The sequence below is a fragment of the Acidobacterium sp. S8 genome (assembly GCF_009765985.1).
GTDB lineage: Bacteria > Acidobacteriota > Terriglobia > Terriglobales > Acidobacteriaceae > Alloacidobacterium.
This window is the reverse complement of sequence record NZ_LMUM01000037.1, coordinates 624,363-645,058: the sequence shown is the minus strand read 5'-3', so window position 1 is coordinate 645,058 and position 20,696 is coordinate 624,363. Positions and strand designations below refer to the sequence as shown.

15 protein-coding genes are annotated in these 20,696 nt (G+C 52.6%); 10 read left to right on the top strand and 5 right to left on the bottom strand.

The window, feature by feature from the left end:
* The first annotated feature begins 81 nt into the window (after positions 1-81).
* The 5 genes from GSQ86_RS21445 to GSQ86_RS21425 all read left to right on the top strand — a co-directional run bounded on the left by GSQ86_RS21445 (position 82) and on the right by GSQ86_RS21425 (position 7,657).
* The gene (locus tag GSQ86_RS21445) at positions 82-1,365 is read left to right on the top strand and encodes a caspase family protein (protein ID WP_158752194.1); all 1,284 of its coding nucleotides are present in this window, start codon (positions 82-84) and stop codon (positions 1,363-1,365) included.
* 156 nt (positions 1,366-1,521) lie between these two features.
* Entirely contained in the window at positions 1,522-4,179 is a 2,658-nt protein-coding gene (locus GSQ86_RS21440) for a hypothetical protein (protein WP_158752193.1), read from the top strand.
* A 90-nt stretch (positions 4,180-4,269) separates the two neighbouring features.
* Complete coding sequence (locus GSQ86_RS21435; RefSeq protein WP_158752192.1) at positions 4,270-5,469, top strand: hypothetical protein; 1,200 nt, start codon at positions 4,270-4,272, stop codon at positions 5,467-5,469.
* Positions 5,470-5,549: 80 nt separating this feature from the next.
* A complete protein-coding gene (locus GSQ86_RS21430) occupies positions 5,550-6,500 on the top strand; it encodes a hypothetical protein (protein WP_158752191.1) in 951 nt (316 codons plus the stop codon).
* Positions 6,501-6,589: 89 nt separating this feature from the next.
* A complete protein-coding gene (locus GSQ86_RS21425) occupies positions 6,590-7,657 on the top strand; it encodes a hypothetical protein (protein ID WP_216841246.1) in 1,068 nt (355 codons plus the stop codon).
* Between the two features lie 14 nt (positions 7,658-7,671).
* Here the strand turns inward: GSQ86_RS21425 and GSQ86_RS21420 are convergent, their stop codons facing one another.
* Positions 7,672-8,745: a YncE family protein gene (locus tag GSQ86_RS21420; RefSeq protein ID WP_158752189.1), complete on the bottom strand. Its 1,074-nt coding sequence runs from the start codon at positions 8,743-8,745 to the stop codon at positions 7,672-7,674.
* Between the two features lie 159 nt (positions 8,746-8,904).
* Between GSQ86_RS21420 and GSQ86_RS21415 the strand changes: the two genes are divergently transcribed.
* Together GSQ86_RS21415 and GSQ86_RS21410 are read left to right on the top strand one after the other, a co-directional pair.
* Positions 8,905-9,654, top strand: a complete 750-nt coding sequence (locus tag GSQ86_RS21415) for a ThuA domain-containing protein (RefSeq protein WP_158752188.1) — start codon at positions 8,905-8,907, stop codon at positions 9,652-9,654.
* A gap of 141 nt (positions 9,655-9,795) precedes the next feature.
* The gene (locus GSQ86_RS21410) at positions 9,796-10,608 is read left to right on the top strand and encodes a ThuA domain-containing protein (protein WP_158752187.1); all 813 of its coding nucleotides are present in this window, start codon (positions 9,796-9,798) and stop codon (positions 10,606-10,608) included.
* A gap of 40 nt (positions 10,609-10,648) precedes the next feature.
* On the opposite strand, the gene GSQ86_RS21405 is transcribed toward GSQ86_RS21410, so the two are convergent.
* The 3 genes from GSQ86_RS21405 to GSQ86_RS21395 form a co-directional block, all read right to left on the bottom strand.
* On the bottom strand, positions 10,649-12,682 hold the full coding sequence (locus tag GSQ86_RS21405; protein WP_254062574.1) for a beta-N-acetylhexosaminidase: 2,034 nt from the start codon (positions 12,680-12,682) through the stop codon (positions 10,649-10,651).
* 98 nt (positions 12,683-12,780) lie between these two features.
* Positions 12,781-13,917 carry a redoxin family protein gene (locus tag GSQ86_RS21400; protein ID WP_158752185.1) on the bottom strand — a complete coding sequence of 379 codons (1,137 nt, stop codon included), beginning with the start codon at positions 13,915-13,917 and terminating at the stop codon, positions 12,781-12,783.
* 177 nt (positions 13,918-14,094) lie between these two features.
* On the bottom strand, positions 14,095-15,309 hold the full coding sequence (locus GSQ86_RS21395) for an ROK family transcriptional regulator (RefSeq protein ID WP_158752184.1): 1,215 nt from the start codon (positions 15,307-15,309) through the stop codon (positions 14,095-14,097).
* Positions 15,310-15,500: 191 nt separating this feature from the next.
* Here GSQ86_RS21395 and GSQ86_RS21390 point away from each other — a divergent pair, with 191 nt between their 5' ends.
* The 3 genes from GSQ86_RS21390 to GSQ86_RS21380 are packed head-to-tail and all read left to right on the top strand — an operon-like array spanning position 15,501 to position 19,092.
* Complete coding sequence (locus GSQ86_RS21390) at positions 15,501-16,604, top strand: SIS domain-containing protein (RefSeq protein WP_158752183.1); 1,104 nt, start codon at positions 15,501-15,503, stop codon at positions 16,602-16,604.
* Between the two features lie 31 nt (positions 16,605-16,635).
* A complete protein-coding gene (locus GSQ86_RS21385) occupies positions 16,636-18,012 on the top strand; it encodes a sugar porter family MFS transporter (protein WP_158752182.1) in 1,377 nt (458 codons plus the stop codon).
* A 60-nt stretch (positions 18,013-18,072) separates the two neighbouring features.
* On the top strand, positions 18,073-19,092 hold the full coding sequence (locus tag GSQ86_RS21380) for an ROK family protein (protein WP_158752181.1): 1,020 nt from the start codon (positions 18,073-18,075) through the stop codon (positions 19,090-19,092).
* A gap of 60 nt (positions 19,093-19,152) precedes the next feature.
* Here the strand turns inward: GSQ86_RS21380 and GSQ86_RS21375 are convergent, their stop codons facing one another.
* Positions 19,153-20,634 carry a sugar ABC transporter ATP-binding protein gene (locus tag GSQ86_RS21375; RefSeq protein WP_158752180.1) on the bottom strand — a complete coding sequence of 494 codons (1,482 nt, stop codon included), beginning with the start codon at positions 20,632-20,634 and terminating at the stop codon, positions 19,153-19,155.
* Positions 20,635-20,696 lie beyond the last annotated feature (62 nt).

Here is a 20,696-nt window from a genome sequence, read left to right as displayed (position 1 = left end):
AATAACATATCCAAGAACATCAGTTCACCCTTTTGCGATTACGCATTTCGGTGAAACGACACCTCGCAAATGTGAGGTTTTATGTACAGAATTGCCATCCCGCACCGTAGTTACCTCGCGCTCTTCGCCAGCCTGATCGCGTTGGCCACCGCGACTTTACCAGCCAATGCTCAGGATCGCGGTATCGTCAGCCTGAAGGCGGCCAATCCCACGCCGACGCAGACAGGCCGACCCAATTTTTATGCCTTAGTGATCGGCATCCGCAGCAATCCTTATCTGCCTCCCTTAGAAACCCCACTAAACGATGCAAAAGAGGTAGAACAGACCCTCAAGAATGAGTACGGATTCAACACTCAGTTGTTGATAGATGCGACGAGAGACCAGATCATCGGAGCTCTGGATCATTACCGTCGCACGTTGACCGAGAATGATGAATTATTGATCTATTATGCCGGGCATGGATTTTACGACAAAGATGTAGACCAGGCTTACTGGGCGCCTGTCGATGCCAACACAGATACTTATTCCCGCTGGATCATTGCCACCGAGATTACGGGTACAGCCAAAGCCGTACCGGCGCGCCATGTTCTGATCATCTCCGATAGCTGTTACTCGGGAATGCTTTCGCGGGGCGCAGGGGGCGCCGGCCCGGCTACTAATCTTGAAGATCATTCGGCCTACCTGGAGAGGATGCTGGACAGAAAATCAAGAAATGTTATGTCCAGCGGTGGAGACGAACCGGTTCAGGACAACGACGGGCAATGGGGCCCTACAAATCATTCGGTCTTCGCGAATGTTCTGCTGCGGAATCTAACTGCTCCTCCAGCGGACGAATTTACTGCTGAAGAACTCTTCTCTCACGTCCGGATTCAAGTGGCAGCAAGATCGACGCAGACGCCAACATACACTCCCATTCGCGACTCACTTCACGACGAAGGAGACTTCGTTTTTTATCGGGTCGGCCATGCTGGAGAAGTGCAGCCTTCGCCGTCAAATATCTCATACCTGCCTCCTCCTTCAGTTGACCCGGAGAAAGATGCAATCGGGGCCAGCCTCGACAAGTATGAGGATGCCTATGCGTCGATGGACATGCATTTGATGAAAGCAGTGTGGCCTTCTCTGTCCAGGGCACAGGAGAAGGCACTCAATCATGGGATTAGCGCTCCGGGACTCAAGGCCGTAAGAGTGCAGTTGAGAAACATAGTCGAAACGCACGATGCTGGTACTGCCAAGGTAAAGTGCGATCAATGGATGGTCTATACCTGGGCAGGAAAGCGACAGCCTCCGCAGGTGAATTCAGTTGAAATCCTGCTCACGAAAAACCAGCAGGGATCCTGGCTCGTCAATGATGTCAGGCCGAAGTAGGTATTTGGTAATAGATGCTGGACATCATTTACCAACCAGCGCAATAACCTACTTCAAGCTGTTTCCATTATTTGTTTGACACCAAAGTAACGGTGCTGTAGATTCGCTCCCCTGTACGTGGGCCTCTTCTTCTATAGCAGCAATGGAGCAAGAGTCGTGACGAATGAGCGTAATTCGAAACCGGTCGCAGCTTGTATTCATGCAACAGCGATTGCCTGTAGCGTGGTGCTCGCGGCAGCGACTCTGTTCCAGCCATGCGCTCGAGGACAAACGGTCGGTTGCGCCCCATATACGGCAAATTATCCATGCGTATATGTTGCCAACGAAAGTGATGACACTGTTTCAGTAATAAACGCTGCCACGAAAACAGTAATAGCCACCGTCGACATTACCGGTGGGAGTGGTGCCGCTGCCGAACCCGGCGCAGTCGCTATAACACCGGACAATGCCTACGTTTATGTCGGTAATACAAATTTCAATCAGGGATCGGTTACGCTGATCGCCACAGACACGAATACTCTTGGTCCAACCGTTGCCCTTCAGAGTCCCGAGTTGCCCGGCGGTATAGCCATCACCCCTGATGGAAAACAAGCCTGGGTCACAGAGCCGGGAGGCTACTATTCCTACATAGGATTTGTTGGAATAGACATTATTGATACCACCGTTGACCCCAGCAAAAATTTGCCGGCTATAACGGCCACCATCACTACACTCTCGGATGCCGCCGCTACTCCGCTAAAAGATCCCACCGCGATCGCCTTCACTCCTGATGGCACCGTTGCTTACGTAGCGGACACTTGTTCTGATCCGCAGAACACTGGCGCAACAATCGCCTGCGCCGACAAAGTCTCCGTAGCGTCGCACACGGTCATAAAACAGATTCCGATCGAAGGAACCGTAGCTTTCCACGCGGCCTCCATAGTTGTGACCCCGGATGGCTCGCGCGCCTGTATGTCGACTTTGACCTCTTCGACTTCGACCTCTTCGACTTCGAATCTCGTAGTTGCGTGCATCAGCACTGCTGATGATACTGTGTCTACTATTCCGCTGCCCCCGTTATCACCCCCCCCACCAGTCACACCATTTCTCTCACCTTCAAATTATGGGTTTGGTGTTACGCCCGCCGGTGTCCTGTATGCAGCTACGTACTCCGATTCGACTTCGGGAAATCAGGTGTTTTTATTCGATCCGAGTCATAACAGTTTCATTGGCAGCACAACGGTCGGCAGTGGTCCGACAGGTGTGGCGGTCTCTGCCGATGGCACCTCTGTATATGTAACAAACTGTTGCAACAACAGTGATCAGACTGCTACCGACACGGTATCAATCATTGATACGGGTACGGGCGCAATCACGACCACGCTGAACGTCGGATTTGATCCCCAGGGTGTCGCAGCGATGCCATCGATTCCCGCAACGATCACAAGTGAGCCGATCGGCCAAACCATCGATTATGGCCAGTCTGCGACTTTGTCTGTAACCGTAGAGGGTACGGCTCCGTTCAGTTATCAGTGGTATGCCCTGAACGGCACTTCGCCTTCGCCGATCCAAGGCGCCACCTCAAGCACCTACACCACTCCTCCGTTAACTGCGACAACAACCTATGCGGTGATGGTCGCCAACCGTGTCGCGGGAGCATCCGTACGAAGTAAGAACGCGACGATCACTGTCAATCCTTATGTGCCGCCTACAATCACGACTCAACCCGTCAGCCAGCCCGTTACATCCGGGCAGCCCGCCACACTCACAGTTGCGGCGACCGGTACACCGCCGCTCGCCTATCAGTGGTATCAGGGACAGAGTGGCGACACCTCGACGCCTATTCCAGGCGCCACTGGCAGCTCATACACCACCCCTGTACTTACTGCTACGACCAGTTATTGGGTTTTGGTGAGCTCTTTGGTACAGGGGCAATCAGCGACTGCACAGAGCAGCACGGCAACAATCACTGTGAACTTTGTCCCTACATGCACTCTTTCTCTACAGGGAACGGAAACGTCGACTTTTATGACGCAGTTCACAGTGCGCGCTATCGCCAACTGCACTGATCCGCAGAACTCACCGCTCACTACCTCCATCGACTGGAAAGATGGGTCAGCACCCTCGTCAGGAGCCGGTGGATCTCTGACGGCGACACATACATACAGCTTGCCTCTCCAATCCAATTACATGATTACGGTTAACACCACGGATTCTCTTGGCCTGCAAGGAGCAATCAGCAACTCAACGGCCCTCGTTCCCGCTTCTCAGGTTCCGGGAGCTTTTTCGGGACAGAGCACCAGTTTCACGCGGAACATGACGTCGCCGCCACCCAGCCCAACGGAGCAGGTAACATTCGAGTGCACTACGGTTACGGATTCCAGCGGGAATGTGCAGGACGCATCGGCGATAGGAATATCCTGCGGATCGACGCCGGCGCCGGTGACGCTTTCCAGCGTACCAACAAGTGTAACAATCAACATCCAGACGAACGGATTAGCGGCTGCGAATGCAAACTCTCTCGATAGAAGAGCATGGCTCTATGCAGTGTGCCTCCCATTACCCGGACTGTTCTTCTGGTGTTTTGGTTTGGGAAAGAGGTTGTCACGTAGGAGAGCCCTGATACGGTATGGAGCGCAGGTGCTTGTAGCTGGACTGCTTTTGCAACTCGTTGGTTGCGGTGGTGGCTTTACACTTCCGGCGGCGACGCCGCCATCTTCCACACCAGCGGGGAATTACCAGATAACCATCGTTGATAATCCGGTGAATTCGAACACGTCAGGCTTTATACAAATTTCGCTGATCGTGCCGTTAACAGTAAGCCCGACGCAGTAATGTCGGTTCAGAGATTTTCCAAGGGCCACTTTGAGAGATACGTAGGATCTGGCGTCACATGCTATTGACGGCCAGCTGAGGACAAGAAGCATGCTGATTCGTATTCTGGCGAATGCCGCGCTTGCACTGACTCTCGCGCAATCGGTCGCGATGGGACAGACCGCGTGTGGCAACACAAAACTTGTCTGTCTCATCCCGACCGCTCTGCATACGACCTCGTCTACTTTTAACTTCTTTAACACAGCCTTCGGAACCCAGGTCACGCAGCTGCCGCTGCCCTCGATGGCGTCAGGATTTCTATTTACTTTCGACAAGTCCACGGGCGTCTATGCACAATCTCAACAAAGCTTTGGCCCTGTGCTGACCGAACGTGCCGAAACCATCGGACGCGGCAAGGCCTACTTTTCAGTGAACTATCAACGCTTCTCATTTAGCCAGATTGACAACAACGATCTGAAAAACCTTTCCATCCTCTTTTACTTTCCGTCTTCTCAAAATCCGCAGGTGATTACGAATCCAACGACCCGTGTAAGCTCAACTATCAATCAATATGTTGCGGCCGGTACCTTTGGGGTCACTAACCGGCTTGATGTTTCGATCGCGGTTCCTTTTTCACGTGTCTCGTTAGGCGTCGGTTCACAAGGAACGGAATACAGCACGATTAGCGACGCATCGGCTCACTTCTCCGAATATCTTCCCGGTGCAGCAAGTGGTGCAGGCGATGTGGTCTTCTCAGCTAAAGACAGAATTCTCATGCGCGAAAAATTCGACCTGGCGATAGGTGGTGAAGTGCGGCTGCCGTCCGGCGATGCAGAGAATTTTCTAGGCTCAGGAGCCTACGGCTTGAAACCCTACCTAATAATTTCGCGTCGTGATAGAGTGACACCTCACGTTGTGCTGGCATACCAGTACAACAGCCATTCCATTCTTGCGACAAATCAGACGGGTCATAGGGACTTGTTACCAGGGTTTTTTACCTACAATGCAGGAGCGGATATCGGAGCAACAAAACGTGTCACAGTTACCGCTGATTTTCTCGGCCAGCTTTTCTTCAACGCTCCGCAGGTTTCTACTCCAAAAAGCGTGACCGTACAGGTCAACAATGCACCACAGTCGTTTAATACGATCGTGCAGGAAAACGGCTCGTATACGACCGCAAACCTGGCTTTAGGCGTCAAGGCAAATCCCTGGAATAACGTCCTCATCACGGCTAATGTAGCCCTCAAACTAAACAACGCGGGCTTGAGAGCTACTGCGGTACCGCTCATTGGAATTTCGTACTCCTTTTAATAAATCAACATTGCAGCGGGAGAAGTGGATCCTGATGACGGTGGCATGTAAAGGAATATCTCGTTCGAAGGAGATATCGGATGTTTGACCGTATGTATTCGGGGTTCTATGTTTGGGGAATCGGGACTCTTGTCTTAGTTGGTTTATTTCTAATTTTTGTGCTGGCAGGCTGGCCTGGAGACATCAACAATTGCGTATGGGGGTCTGATAAGCAGCTTCCAGAGAGCGCACTGATTGCACCGTCAGCTCACGCTTCGGCGCAGGCACAAAAAAATTATCAGCTTGAAGTCAAAAAGGTAGCGTCCGACAATACCTGCTATTGCGAGGCGTTTTCACTTTCCGACGCGGCACAAGGAAAGCCGGGCGTCCGTCAGAAACAGAATACATGGTTCAATCTTTATTCTATTGCCACATCACTCATCGTAGCTTTCGGTGTCTACTGGTCTCGCCGAGACGGCGCCAGCAACTTAGTAGGATCAAATACCTTATTTCCCGACGTCTACATCTTCGTGGTCTTGTTTCTCGGATTGGGAAGTATGTGGTTCCACGGAGCTATTAAGGAGTGGGGCGGCATTACCGACGATCTATCGATGTATCTTTACGTGGAATTTTTGATTTTCTATACGCTGCGCCGCTTATTAACCTCAGTCCCAGAGTGGCTGATTTGGACAGGCTATCTACTCGCTGTTGCTTTCTTCACAGGCTTTGGTGAATATCTATCGGAGAAGAATCCCGCCACACCAATCTCGCTGATTCTGATTGTGATTCAGGTGGTGGCCTATCTCGCATTGCAAATAGTGATATGGGTTCAAAAAAGTGAGAAGCCAACCTGGAGATGGTGGTCAGCAGTAGCCTGTATCGGAGTGGCTACATTTTTCTGGATCTTCTCCCAGACCGGCAGATTTATGTGCAGCCCAACGGGTCCGCAGCCACACGGCCTGTTGTGGCATCCCTTAGCGGGTGCGATGGCTGTCTTCCTTTATTTTTACTGGCACTATGACACCGGTGACGATTTGTCAGCATTCTCTTAATCGTGGAGGGAACTACTGAAGGACCCAACAATCGTTCTTCTCTCAGATCAAACTTATTCGCGATCAACAGGACGGATACGCACGTGACGATGAACTTGAAAACTATAAAAGCCAGCCGTAGAGACCTAATCACCACGCTATCCTCGATCGGCGCACTTTCTGCGATTTACTCTTCAGGATTTCCAATGGAGGGGTTGGGTCAAACTTCGCCGAAGCCGGATGATTCGAGTGAACAGTCTTCCCCCAAGGCAGAAGCGGCTTATAACTTCTGGAGCGAAGATATCCGCAACCCGGATTACGGAACAGCAAGATCAATCACCCCTGGCGGCGTTGCACCTCGTGCTGTTTGCATCTACTACGACAAAGACAAAGGCTTTCTCACCGGCAGCGACATCGGAGACGTCGGATTGGCCGACCGCGGCGATGCCAACGTCCTCGTAAATGTAGACCATATACGTCCATCTACGCAGGATCAGACACGTTTTACAAATTTGGACGGAGGGTCTCTCCGCATCGATTTGCAACAATCGACACCGATGCCGTCACTCACGGAACGGCTGGCCTGGACAGCGATTGCGGCATTCTTGCCAGAAAACAAAAAGCTTCCCCCGCTGAAAGATATGACTTTTGATCCGGGAACAACCTGGGGCAAGCTGACAAGTGTGAACTTTCCCAAGGGTGGAGGAACGTGGACCTGGAACTTTTTCCTACAGCACCGTAAAAGCCGTTGGATGCAGCTCTTCGACACCATTTGTAGCTCTCGTGGCGTGCTCTTGCCAATCCTCGGTCTTGGATTTCCCGCCATCGCCGTGACCGCTCTTTATACGGTGGACAAAATCGTGGCGGGACTTACAAAGGATGCGAACACTGATTGGCTGTTTCAGAGTTCAGATACCTATATCTATGCAACCAAAGAGGCACGAGATTCTTTCGAAGGATCGAAGATGCGGCTGAAACAGGGAATGTATGTGATCATTCCGAATGCCCATGTCCCCTCCTTCAGCAGGCAGCAGGCGGGCCTCATCATTAAGGACGGTCTCATTGTTCCCGCAAACACCAGCAGTCTCAATGTTATTGAGGCTGCGCAGCAAACAATTCCAGACGTCACTTATATAACGGTCGGCGTCACAGCGAGAGTTCGCCCCTCATTGAAATAAAAGAGCTGGTTGACTCACTTCTGTTTTGCTATGTCCGGTCCGTTGATAGCGGTAGCTGGTGGTTCACCGTAATTCGCGGCATATACATAGCCGGTAGTCGCGTCGACTGCGAGCGCATACGGATTTATCCCGGCGTCATGCGTTCCAATCACTGTATTCTTAACGCCATCGATCACCGTCACGCTATTGCCATGCACGTTTGCAACATAGATCCGGTTGCGTGTGACATCAACCGCTACAGCCTGGGGGTGCTCGCCTACATGCAGCGTGGCAATCACTTTTCGCTTTCCAGTGTCGATGACGCTCACAGTCTCACTGCCATAATTCACGGCATAGAGTGTATGCGTAGAGGGATTGATAGCAACCGCGCAGGGGATTTCACCAACAGGAATGGCGTATACGTCATGAGTCTTTTCATTCAGGGCGACGATATCGGCGGTTCCAGTGTGAGCCAGATAGAGCGTGTGTGACGAGGCATCGAAGACGAGACCCCAGATATGCGGCCCCACCAGCACTTTGCTGGTGGTTCCGTTTGTAACATCCACAATTCTGATATTGGGGTCTTCGTAGGTTGTGAGAAACATCGCATGGTCGGGGGAATCCAGCGCTATACCATCTGCGCTGCCGACCTTGAACGATCGCCTTGTATTGGCTGCGTCGTCGATGACGGTCACAACGCTACTATAGGTGTAAGTTACATAAATTTTGTCGCTGGTTTCGTCTACCGCCAACACATATGGAGTGGCTTCTACTTTGATGGTCGCTACTACCTCGTCGGACCTGCCATCAATCACGCTGATAGTGCCGCTTTCAGTATTGAGAACGTAGATTCGGTTTGTCGTTCGATTTATGGCAAGAGCTATGGGGGCGGCGCCTACTTTGACCGATCTAGTCGAGCCGCTCGTCTCATCCGTTACGACTACTGTACCTGCGCCCTCATTCACGGCGTAGACCTTGTGAGTTGCTGGATTGATGGCCACAGCGAGACTGGTAATCAGCCTGCCTTGCGGTGCCTCACCTTCTACATGCACCGCAAACGTCGCAGAAACCAACGCGACCAGGGCAATCGCGATGCGAACGCAGGTCATGGAATAGCAAGAGGTTGAAAATGACAGGCAATTGCAGGATCGGAGGTTCACGTTGCGATATACCTCGTTGTGGAACTATATTATTGAACATTAGAAAGTCCGATGTCGAGCGGTAAAACTTGTTCGCACTGGCAAGGAAGGCTCTCCATGATTTCGCGCATGCGGTCTCTTTGTTTCCTGGCTGTTTCTCTCTTTGTAGCGGCCGCCGCTTTTGGCCAGGACAAACCATTTCATGTGCTTGCCTTCTATTCCACGCATGTAGAGAAAGACCACGTAGATTTTGCCATGCAGGCCATTCCGTTTTTTGAGGCGATGGCCAAACGAGACAACTTCGAATTCAAGGCAACGTCGAACTGGGATGATTTGAATCCGATTGCGCTGAAACAATATCAGGTCGTCGTGTGGCTGGATGAGTTTCCGTCCACTGCGTCGCAGCGCATTGCCTTTCAGAACTACATGGAGCAGGGAGGAGCGTGGCTTGGCTTTCATATCGCCGGTTGGATGGATAGCCGCGAGACCTGGCCATGGTTTGCTGATTTCCTGGGAACCGTCTTTTATGGCAATAGCTGGCCGCCGCTGCCTGCAACATTGAACATTGACGATCCATCGCATCCCACGGTTCAGGGGCTGCCGACGAGTTTGCTCTCGCCCGCTAACGAATGGTATAGCTGGAAGCCGGATCCACGCCAGAATCCTGATATCAAGGTTTTAATGACGCTCGCGCCTTCCAATTATCCGTTGGGATTCAAAGACACCCTTGCGGGCGGTGACATTCCCGTTACCTGGATCAACAAAAAATACAAGATGCTCTATACGAACATGGGCCATGGCGACAAGATTTTTGCCGATCCTAAACAGAATCGATTTTTCGAAAATGCGTTACTGTGGCTCGGTGGCCGACGTTCATGACCTCGGAGAAATCCTGTGCAACAACGACTATTTTGGCTCTGGAGATGACACCACCGAGACCAAAATAATATGCCGGCGAGTGCTCCATCATGACTTGAGTCTTCATTTAAAAGTTAGTAAAACGACAAATCGGGAGGGATCGTGCAGCGCAAATTGCGTCTTTCGTTACGAAATTCTGAGATATGGCTGTTCATTCTGCTATTCGCCTGCATTGGCATGGCTAAAGCCGCTGCCCCCAACCCCGCAGCTCCGACATTTCGAGTCGTTGCGCTCGCCGAGGCTGGAGGCATTCACCAGCCTTTCGTGGAAGCGGCAAAGGTATGGCTGAACAGAGAAGCGGTTGAACATAACTTCACTGTCGACTACATTCAAAATACCGACAAGATTGATGACGCATTCTTATCTCATTACCAGTTATTTATTCAGCTCAACTATCCGCCTTACAATTGGACGCCAACAGCAGCAGCCGCATTTATCAAATACATAGAAGCGGGTCGAGGAGGATGGATCGGATTCCATCATGCCACGCTGCTTGGCGAGTTCGATGGCTTCAAGATGTGGCCCTGGTTCTCAGATTTCATGGGAGGCATCCGTTTCAAGGACTATATTCCCAGCTTCGCCGATGGCACAGTGACGGTTGAAGATACGTCTCACCCCGTGATGAATGGTGTCACTACGCCTTTCGTCATCAAGCATGAGGAATGGTACACATGGGACAAATCTCCTCGTCCCAATGTGCATGTTCTGGCGACGGTGGATGAAAATACCTACTCGCCAGATACGAAGATCAAGATGGGTGGCGACCATCCCGTCATCTGGACGAACGAACACTACAAAGCGAGAAACATTTATATCTTTATGGGGCACCACCCGGATTTATTCGAGAACACTGCCTTCGCTACCATCTTTCGGAATTCAATTTTCTGGGCAGCTCATCAGGATGTGGCCCCTTGATTATTTCTCCGTAAGAAACGCTAAAGCCACCTGTCAATCCCTATGGATCGACAGGCTCGGCTGCGACGAGGGTGCGGATTGCTGGAGCGACAACGAGAAGCAATTCCGCGTGAGGCGCCACGCTTTTCTCGATATCAGCCAGTTGTTCTTTATGCTGATCTTGAGTGACAGGATGCCCGGATTCGACAGCGTCGAGTGCCGACAAGCCAAGTGTCCCCAATTCCGAAAGACCTTGTGACAACGGAACCAACGGTTGCCGCAGCGCGGATGTGGCTAGATACGGCTCAATCTGGGCATCGTTATCGCGCCACTGGATTAACAATGTTCGCAGCTCTGGTCGAACAGAAGGATCGTGGATCGCACGCTGCGCCAACGCGTTGATCTGCCTTGCCTGATCGCTTTCCGGTGGAACCGCGTCTACCATATGGTTCAATGGAGCTTCTACATCGTAGACTTGCGTCTTTTCGCGTTCGTATTCCTTTACCGGTTCAACGGCCATTGCCAGTGTCTCAAGTAGTTTGGGGGGCATATCGTCATTCTCGATCCGGTCCATCATTCTGACGCTGCTGGTGCGCTGCTCGAGGTCTAGCCATTCCAGATTACGGCTGAGAACAGCCAGACGGCGATACATCGAATCGACGTCTGTCACTGATGCTGGAGACCACAGCCGTTCGGCGATGGCGCCAAGCCGCGGCCATATCCGGTTATCGAGAATCTCCGGTGTGACGTACTCGGTCCACTGTGCGGCTTCTCCACCGAGAATCCTCGACTTTTCTTCAGCTGAGAGCGATGCACTCTCACCGCTCAGAGGATCGACAGCATAGTGCTGCGATGCGGGATATTGAAGATCGAGATAGTAACCGGCGGATAGCACCGTTTTATAGCCCAGCTTTGCGGCATCGGCCAGCGAGTTCGCGCCTCTCCAGGATTGAATGAGCGAGTCTTTCGGTAAGTCTCCGGCGAGGATCTCGTCCCATCCTTCCATCTGCTTGCCGTGCTTTTGAACGATAGCCTGCACACGCTTTGTGAAGTATGTCTGCAGAGCATGATTATCTTGAATGTTGTGCTCATGCATCCACGTCTGGATGTGTGCGCCTTTATCCCAATACTTACCGTCAACCTCGTCGCCGCCGATGTGAAAGTATCGGTCAGGAAAGAGTTTTTCCATTTCTCCGAAAACCTTATCGAGCAGCTTGTAAGTGGCATCTTGAGTCGGATCGAGTGGAGGCCGCAGATTGTCACGCTGCGAACGGACCAATCCCTGAGGCGCAGGTCCTGAGGCAATTTGAGGGTATGCAACCAGCCAGCTCACCGCGTGACCTGGCACATCGAATTCGGGAACCACGCGCACACCGCGATTACGCGCATACGCTATCAACTCATGTATCTGGTCCTGCGTATAGAAAAGCCCATCAGAGGCAACCCTGGTAAGCCTTGGGCATCGCTTGCTTTCGACACGAAAGCCTTCGTCGTCGGAGAGGTGCAGATGCAGAATGTTCAGCTTGACCGCAGCCATACCATCGACATTGCGTTCAATCGCATCGAGCGGCATGAAGTGCCGTGATACGTCGATCATGAGGCCGCGCCATGCAAAACGCGGCGTATCATCGATGCGAACATAAGGGAGAACCCACCCTTGCGGCCCCGATTTCACCAGCTGAAGCACGGTTTCGAGGCCGTGCATAGCTCCAAGAGGATTGGCCGCCGTAAGTTCGATTCCTTTGCTGTTGATCACTAGATGATAGCTCTCATCTTCTTCGACCGCCTGAACGCGAAGTCCAGGGCCGGCACACTGGATGACGAAAGAAGGACCATCAGGGGTTCCGGGAAAGTGTCTATCGAAAGGGAAGCCGGTGTGCGCAGTGAGATTTCGCATAAATCGATCAAGCGCGTGATGAACACGCTCATCTCCGCCAATAAGCTCGATTCGCGGGGAATTATCGAGGGCCAGGAGACCTTCCTGTTGCGTGATCTGCGAAGGCCAAGGAATAAGATTTAGTTCCGCAGCCCCACAGGATAATGCAGCTGCCAGCAGGAGGGCGGCTGCTCCAAATCGACTCAATTCACGATGCATTTTCAAATTTGTCTCCCGATGCCAATTCTGACCACGACGAAAAAAAGGCCGACCCGCGTTGAGAGTCGACCCATTCTTGTCACAATATGCTGAGGCAATCAGTTAGTTGTCCAGTATTTATTGAAGCCGATGTACTCAGAAGGAACGGCAGCAAGAATCTTCCTGCGTAATTCCAGCAGATCTACCGAGCCGAGCGTGCTGTATAGAACTTTGCCATCCGCACCGAGCAGTACCGTATAGGGAACGGCCGACTGCCACTTTGGATCGAACGCTGCCTGCAGAGTTGCAGTGTCATCGGAAGCAAACAACAGATTTCGGCTGGTAGCGTGTTTCTTCTCCAGAAATCGCAGCACTCCCGCCTTCTCATCAGGCATGTTCGCAGAAACCGTTACCAGGTCGAAGTCGCGATCGCTATACATGCGAAACGTGTCTTGGAGATCGGAGAATTCCGCCACACAGGAGCCGCACCATGTTGCCCAGAAGCTGATGAGCGTCACATGACCACTGGCGTTAGCGCGCAGCTTCTTCAGTCCGGCTGCATCGACAAGCTCTACGTTGACCGGCTGAGCTTCCAACTTATGCTCCGACGCCTCACGATTGGCTTCTTTCTCCTGCCACTTTGTTGAGCAACCGAAAACATTTGTGTGCGTTACAGAGACTTGCTTGTTGGCCAAAAGCGCGTCGATGGCGTTGCGCGCATCCTGCGTTTTGACCATTTCGATCCGGTAGCTGTTGTCCATGCGACCTTCATAACGAAGGCGACGGTCTTTGTCGAAAATAAAGACATGGGGTGTGGCCTGCGGACCATAGGCGCGTGTGACTGTTTGGGTCGCGCCGTCATATAGATAGGGATAGGGCAGATGCTTATACTGCACGCGGACCTTCATCTCGTCGAGCGTGTCACTCATGTCGGACGAGTCTAGCTCTTCGATCGTGAGAGCTTTAGGGTCGTTACCTTGAATCGCGACAACAGCCACACCGCGCTTCCCATAGTCCTCGTATAGTTGCTCAATGCGATGTTCATACATCTGAGCGATGGGGCAATGATTACACGTAAAAACCACAACCAGAATAGGGCTGGCGGCATAGTCACTTAGCTTATGAATCTTCCCGTCCACACCGGGAAGAGCAAAGTCAGGCGCGGGAGAGCCGAGTGCCAGGATGGGATGAGACTGCTGACCATGCAGAGTTAGCGATATAAGCGATACCAGGATAAAAGTAAAAAACCTACTCATTCCATGTCTCCACTCGGCAAACACCGATTACGACGGTTCTCGGAAAAAGTAATCAACATAGTGTTTCTAAGGTTCGTTAAGAAAGCCTGTATGCTTGCAAGTGGACCACACCAAAAATAGACTGTCAACGCTGCCGCGGGCCGAGATCCGGTAATAGACTTAATGCCATCGTTCAGCCTACATTTCGGGCTGAGGAAGCAGAACAGAAGGAAGCGTTTCTAACGCTAATGAAATTGCGCCCCATAGTACGGCGCGATTGCCCGGTGTTCCCGACCCGATTTTTGTCACTGCAAACTCGCTACCATCTAATTGGTGACGTACAAAGTCAATTAATACTGGGTGCTCTCCAACCTCTCCACTCAGAAGAATGAGGCCCGGATTCAGAATGAGAGAGAGATTGATGACGATGTCGGCGATGATTTCTGCTCGCTGGCGGATGATTTTCTCCGCCCGGTCGTCTCCGGCTTTCGCCAGATTCAGGACTCCAACCGCATCCATTTTTCTATCATTCGGTTTCGTGCCATGCAGCACTTTTCCGTTCCGCTCATACCAACTCTTCAGAATTCCTGAGCTGGTAAGAACCGTTTCGAGTTCTCCAAACTCATGAATGGTGGGTTGTCTTCGCGAGATCGAAGGAAGTCGAAGATAAGCAATCTCTCCGGCAGACCATTGAGAGCCATGATGAATTTTGCCGCCGAGGAAAATACCCGCGCCGACATTGGTCCCAATATTGATGAGGACAAAATCTTTTTCTTGCTGCGCGGCACCGCAATATTGTTCGCCCTGTGCAGCAAGGTTCACGTCATTTTCCACGATAACCAGACAATTCGTGATCTTTGTGAGCATCGCGCGCAAAGGCACGGAACGCCAGCCCTCCAACGTGCTGATCGAGAGTATATTGCCGGCCTCGACGTTCGTGATCGCCGGCACACCGACCACCACAGCCAGTAGTTGTTCCTTGGTTTTTTTCTGTTTTCGGAAAAGAACTCTCAACTCTTCCGCGATGTAAGCGCAGATGGCCTCCGGCGTAGTCCGGCGTTTTGCGAGTGAGAATTTGTGTGTAGCGAGTTCGCTTCCGTTCAGATCGGTGAGGAGAAAGGAAATATTCTCCGCAGAAATTTCCAAAGCTAACAGACATCCCCGTTCCGCCTTGAAACGGATCATATCCGGCGGCCGTCCACCGCTGGACTCACCTTCCCCCAAGTGTTCGATAAGGTTATTTGACAGCAAGTCTTTTACTACGTTTGTGACTGTCGGTGCGCTGAGCCCGGACGCACGCACGAGGTCGGCCCTGGAACAGGAGCCGCACTCGCGCAGCAGCTTCAGAATGCTCTGTGCATTAGTGTGGCGCAGTACGGAGGGCCTGCCAATTGGAATGTTTTTTTTCTTCACTGAATACTTGGAAACAGCAGCAGTCTCACGGTTACTATAAGCTAGCCACGCTCACACAGTCACCTAAGATTGCCGCAGCAGATCATCGTTCTCCAAAGCCTTTTCTGTGTAAACAAGCTCTTGCTCCGACATACTTCTGGATGATAGTAAATAAACATTAGGAAGTAGAGCCCCTCCACGGCTCAGACAGAATGAGCGAAACAAATCAGCAAGCGCCCCGCTGGATTGGCGGAATCGAGCCTCCGAAAGAACTGCTCAAAGCCAGCGGAACGCAGATCCTCGAAATTGAATGCCGTGAACAGCCTCAAAAACTTCACGAACTGCTCCAGGCTTATCGCAGCGATCCGGTGATTCGCGCAGAGCTGAAGAAGCTCAGCGAGCTCGCCAGGAGAAAGGGACCCGTCCTCTTCATCGGTATGGGGGCGTCCTATTGCTCTTCCTTTGGCGGATCTGTTCTCTTGCAGACACACGGGAGGCTTTCATTCTCGGAAGATGCCGGGGAATGGCTCCATTATGCTAGGCCAATATGGGCAGATGCGGCATTGTCCGTGCTTCTCACTACCTCTGGCGAGAGCGCAGAACTGGTAGAGCTATTCAAAGCAGGCGATGATGAGCCGCGCGGATTGATCTGCAATAATCTGGCAAGCACCTGCTGGAAGCTGGCAGAAAATAAGCTTCCGATCATGGCTGGCCCTGAATATGGCAACGCGACGAAGACTTACACGAACGCCACGGCCGCCGCCATTATTCTGTCATCCGAAATACTCGGTCGCCCCTGGCAGGAAGAAGCTGATCGTGCGGCGGAGGCTTTCACGGCTAATCTTGATCCGGTCTTCGCTTTGCGCGGTGAGATTGAGGCTTTTTGCAGGGGTGCAGCCAACATAGAGATCATCGGCCGTGGCGCAGCGTACGGCGGGGCTATCATGAGCGCGCTCTGTATCCGCGAAATGAGCGGCCACCGCGCCGCGGCGCATACGGGCGCGGGTTTCCGTCATGGCCCGAACCTGGATGTGGATGCTTCACATGTAGCGATCATCTTCGCTCTAGGAAGAGTTGCCGGGCTCGGAGTCAAACTCGCTGAAGAGTGTAATCGCCGTGGCGGAAAGGTCGTCCTCGTTTCTACTGAGGATCACAAAGCGACCAGCCAGTTATTTCCTGTCCGCATCACTACGGTCCCCGAGCCTTGGGAAGGCATCACTTCCCTGCTGGTGCCGCAGGCACTCACACTTGGCATGGTAGAGAAGTCAGGATGCCGTCTGCCGCCGCGGTTTCAATATGGAGTGATGGAACAATGAGCATGAGAATTTTTGCCGACTGAGAGGGAACTTGTCCGATTCGGAAACTGTTCCACAAACACACGTTAGACGAGGCTTTATTGGGAGAGTGTCCCTCATCGCAGGGCTTGGTGGCATTCTCTACGGATTCGATATGGGGATCATCGCGGCCGCGCTGATTTTCGTGCGCGAATCCTTTGCGCTTTCCACGCAAATGGAAGAGTTAGTTGTGAGCGTGGTGCTCGTCGGCGCAATGTCTGGAGCGCTTGCTGGCGGCAGTATCGCGGATCGTATCGGTAGGCGCGCCACATTGTTATGGGGCGGTTGTATCTTTCTCGTCGGCTCACTTCTTGCTCCCCTATCGCCGAATGTTGCCACATTGATCGTGGCCCGTGGGCTATTAGGAATCGCTATCGGCTTCACCTCTGTCACCGCACCCGTTTATGTATCCGAACTGGCGCCGCCGGCATCCCGAGGCATGCTCATCGGGCTATATCAATTCGCGCTTACGTTAGGTATTGCCTTCGCGGATCTGGCAGGTTACTGGCTGGCCGGGCAACATGCATGGCGATGGATGTTTGGCATCGGAGCCGTTCCTGCCGCTCTGTTCGTCGTGCTTATTCTCACTCTTCCCGAAAGCCCCCGATGGCTCTTTGCACAGAATCGAATCGCTGAGGCACAGTCCGTACTGCGCGCCTACACCGATGAAGCCGGCGCGGCACTCCTTCTCGAAGATATCCGCTTCGCTTTGCAGATAAAGATGGAACGCCGCTGGAGCGTGCTATGGAGTCCCACAGTTCGCAAGTCTCTCGTGATCGCTGTCGGCTTCACGGTCCTGCAGCAGGTCACCGGCATCAACACCATCATTTATTACGGACCGCAGATTTTTTCGCGCGCTGGCATCGCCTCGGATAAGAATGCCATCTTTGCCACTCTGCTAGTTGCGGTCACCAATGTGCTGGCAACTATCATTGCGCTGGTGCTGGTGGACCGAGTAGGGCGCAAACCGTTGCTTTACGTCGGAGTCGGAGGTATGACTGTTTCGCTCTTCCTGCTGGCATATTCATTCCATAATCAAGCAGCATTCGGAGCGGCGCCGGGGGTTGTAGCCACCATCTGTCTCATGATCTACATTACGTGCTTTGCATTCAGCATGGGGCCCATCGCGTGGATTCTTGTTTCCGAGGTCTTTCCTCTGCGAGTGCGTGGCCGCGGCGTGGCTGCGGCATCAATTGGTTCCGGCGCATCCAACTTTCTCGTCTCGCTTACCTTTCTGTCTCTCATCAAAGCCGCGGGGAACAGCTGGACCTTCATCATCTATGGAATCTTTTGCATCATAACGTTGCTCTTCGTACGCTTTGTCGTTCCCGAAACCAAGGGCCGTGAACTGGAAAGCATTAGTTCCGTACCCAATGCGATTGCGCAATAGCTGAGACAACAAAAGAGCTACGATCAGAACACCTCTAACGATCAGGGATAGCGTTTAAGAATGAACCAGCAACAGAACGGCGGCATACTCACTGTGAACCAAAAGACCTTATCAACGACGGATACTGGCTATGTCGTCGGCGTGGATATTGGAGGAACAAATCTGCGCCTCGCACTCGCCGATCTGAACGGCATGATTGTGGCAAAGCAGTCATCCTCCGTCGCCGGATTCAACAGCCTAGATGCTGTCATGCGTCTCGTTTGCGATGGCGTGGAGCAGCTACTTCAAGAGGTCTCTGCACCACGCCATGCGCTTAAGTCTATTGCCGCTGGCGCGCCCGGAATTACTGACGTCAGCGAAGGCATCGTCATTGCAACTTCTTATCTCCTGGGCTGGCGCGATGTTCCTCTGCGTGCTCTGCTTGAAGATGCGCTCAATGTACCGTCAGCAGTAGACAACGATGTAAACCTCGCCGCCATCGGGGAAAACTGGGCAGGCGCGGCAAGAGATGTGCAGGATTTTGTATTTCTGGCCATTGGTACCGGCCTTGGATCCGGTATTGTGCTGAATGGTCGTCCTTTTCGCGGGAACAATTGGGCTGCTGGCGAAATCGGCTACATGCGAGTGCCTGGAACACCAGATACTCCACGTGAACCTGGCAAACCTGGATCTCTCGAGAGCATGATCGGGGGCAACGGCATTAAAGTGCAGTGGCAGAATCTGTGGAGCGCGCAAAATACCCCTCTCGCCAGGGATCTGAATGCAACACAGATATTTGATCACGCGCTGGAAGGCGATCCTCTGGCAAAGGCCCTTCTCCAGCAATCCGCGCACATGCTGTCACTTGTCATCCACAACATGTTCCTGGTGCTGAATTGTCCGCTTTTTGTACTGGGAGGTGGAGTAGGCTCGCATCCAGCACTCTGCCATGCCACTCGTATCATGCTGGAGCAGTTGAACATGCGGAGACCGCCCCAAGTGGTGCTCAGCATGTTGGGACCGGATGCACAATTGATAGGTGCGGTGCGCTTTGCCCTCGATATTGCAGAATCCCTTCGAATAAAAGTCGAAGCAACATAAAGGTGCAGTTCACTCGTCGCTCTTGCCACGACTACTGTGGGCGCGCCTGGGCGATTATGTCTATCTTTGCGTGGCGGCGGTCATAATACACTCCTGTGTTGTCGCTGCCGGCAGCGTGGCCGTGAGCCTTCCGTTATTCAGCACGAGAATGCGGTCGCAGCAGCGCAGGAGTTCAGGCAACTCGGAACTTACCAACAGCACCCCCTTACCGCGTGCAGCCAGCTCATCGATCATGCGATAAATATCCTGCTTCGCAGCAACATCGATGCCACGCGCAGGATCATCCAAAAAGAGCACATCGGGATTCAACAGTAGCCATCGCGCAAGCAAGGTCTTCTGCTGATTTCCTCCACTCAGGCTCGCAACCGGATCGGTCAAAGAGGTGAACTTTAGCGCGAGTCGCGTATGGATCGATTGCATCTCCCGCTCTTCCAGCTTCTTATCGATAAATCCCAGGCTCTGCATACGCGGTAGAACCGCCATCGTACCGTTCTCGAGGATGCTCATCTGCATCATGAGCCCTTCGAGCTTGCGGTCTTCAGGAACCAGTCCCATCCCGCGACGCATCGCATCCGTCGCCGAACGCGGATGGAACGCTCTGCCGTCCAGCTCCACTGTTCCAGCCGAAAGGCGATCAAGCCCGAATAGAGCTGCGCCCAGCTCGCTTCTGCCCGCTCCAACTAAACCGGCTATTCCTAAAACCTCACCACGGTACAGATCAAAGGAGATTCCTTTTAGTTTTTTCGTTGTCAGGCCCGAGACAGACATCAATACCGAATCGGAAAGATGACGATGCGACCGTGCACTCGGGTCGACCTTGCGGCCAACCATCATCTCAATGACTTCCTGAACGTTTGTTTCGGCGATCTCTCGCGTGTCGATCGTTACCCCATCGCGCAGCACAGTGATGCGATCACAGATACGAAAGATCTCATCCATCTTGTGAGAGACATAGACAATCGCAACGCCACTTGCTTTGAGCTTTTCGATCAGAGCAAAGAGCCGCTCGACTGCATCGTCCATCAGCGAGCTTGTCGGTTCATCCATCAGAATAATGCGGGCTTCCATGCTGAGCGCTCGGGCAATTGCAAGAAGCTGCATTTCTCCGATCGATAGAGAAGAAACCATGCGCCCGGTATCCAGGTGATCCAGCCCGACCTGCCGCAGATAAGGAAGGCAGAACACCTTCATCCTGCTTTTGCTGGTAAAGGCGTCTTCACGAAAGCGCGTATTCCTAACCACCATATTCTCGGCGATGGTTTGGTGCTGAAAGAGATCCAGCTCTTGATAGATGATGCCGATGCCGAGCGTTTGCGCGTCGAGCGGCGTTCGAATGGCCACGGGCTGGCCTTCTATCTTTATAGTTGCCGTGTTCGCGCGCGTCGCGCCGGCAACCACCCGGGCAAGGGTGCTTTTTCCCGCGCCATTCTCCCCCATCAAGGCATGAACTTCTCCGGCTCGCAGAGAAAAACAGGCATTTTTCAGTGCGTAGATGCCCCCGTAATGCTTGCTGACACCTTCGACGTTTAATAGATCAGTCATCGCTAAGTGATCTCCACGGTATCAAGAACGGCGCGCGATGAGCAACGGTGAATCAATATAAA

Excerpts from the sequence above, each read along its gene's own strand:
- GSQ86_RS21425 (WP_216841246.1), top strand. The coding sequence starts at position 6,590 with ATGAACTTGAAAACTATAAAAGCCAGCCGTAGAGACCTAATCACCACG.
- GSQ86_RS21435 (WP_158752192.1), top strand. The coding sequence starts at position 4,270 with ATGCTGATTCGTATTCTGGCGAATGCCGCGCTTGCACTGACTCTCGCG.
- GSQ86_RS21405 (WP_254062574.1), bottom strand. The coding sequence starts at position 12,682 with ATGCATCGTGAATTGAGTCGATTTGGAGCAGCCGCCCTCCTGCTGGCA.
- GSQ86_RS21420 (WP_158752189.1), bottom strand. The coding sequence starts at position 8,745 with ATGACCTGCGTTCGCATCGCGATTGCCCTGGTCGCGTTGGTTTCTGCG.
- GSQ86_RS21430 (WP_158752191.1), top strand. The coding sequence starts at position 5,550 with ATGTTTGACCGTATGTATTCGGGGTTCTATGTTTGGGGAATCGGGACT.
- GSQ86_RS21415 (WP_158752188.1), top strand. The coding sequence starts at position 8,905 with ATGCGGTCTCTTTGTTTCCTGGCTGTTTCTCTCTTTGTAGCGGCCGCC.
- GSQ86_RS21400 (WP_158752185.1), bottom strand. The coding sequence starts at position 13,917 with ATGAGTAGGTTTTTTACTTTTATCCTGGTATCGCTTATATCGCTAACT.
- GSQ86_RS21375 (WP_158752180.1), bottom strand. The coding sequence starts at position 20,634 with ATGACTGATCTATTAAACGTCGAAGGTGTCAGCAAGCATTACGGGGGC.
- GSQ86_RS21380 (WP_158752181.1), top strand. The coding sequence starts at position 18,073 with ATGAACCAGCAACAGAACGGCGGCATACTCACTGTGAACCAAAAGACC.
- GSQ86_RS21445 (WP_158752194.1), top strand. The coding sequence starts at position 82 with ATGTACAGAATTGCCATCCCGCACCGTAGTTACCTCGCGCTCTTCGCC.
- GSQ86_RS21390 (WP_158752183.1), top strand. The coding sequence starts at position 15,501 with ATGAGCGAAACAAATCAGCAAGCGCCCCGCTGGATTGGCGGAATCGAG.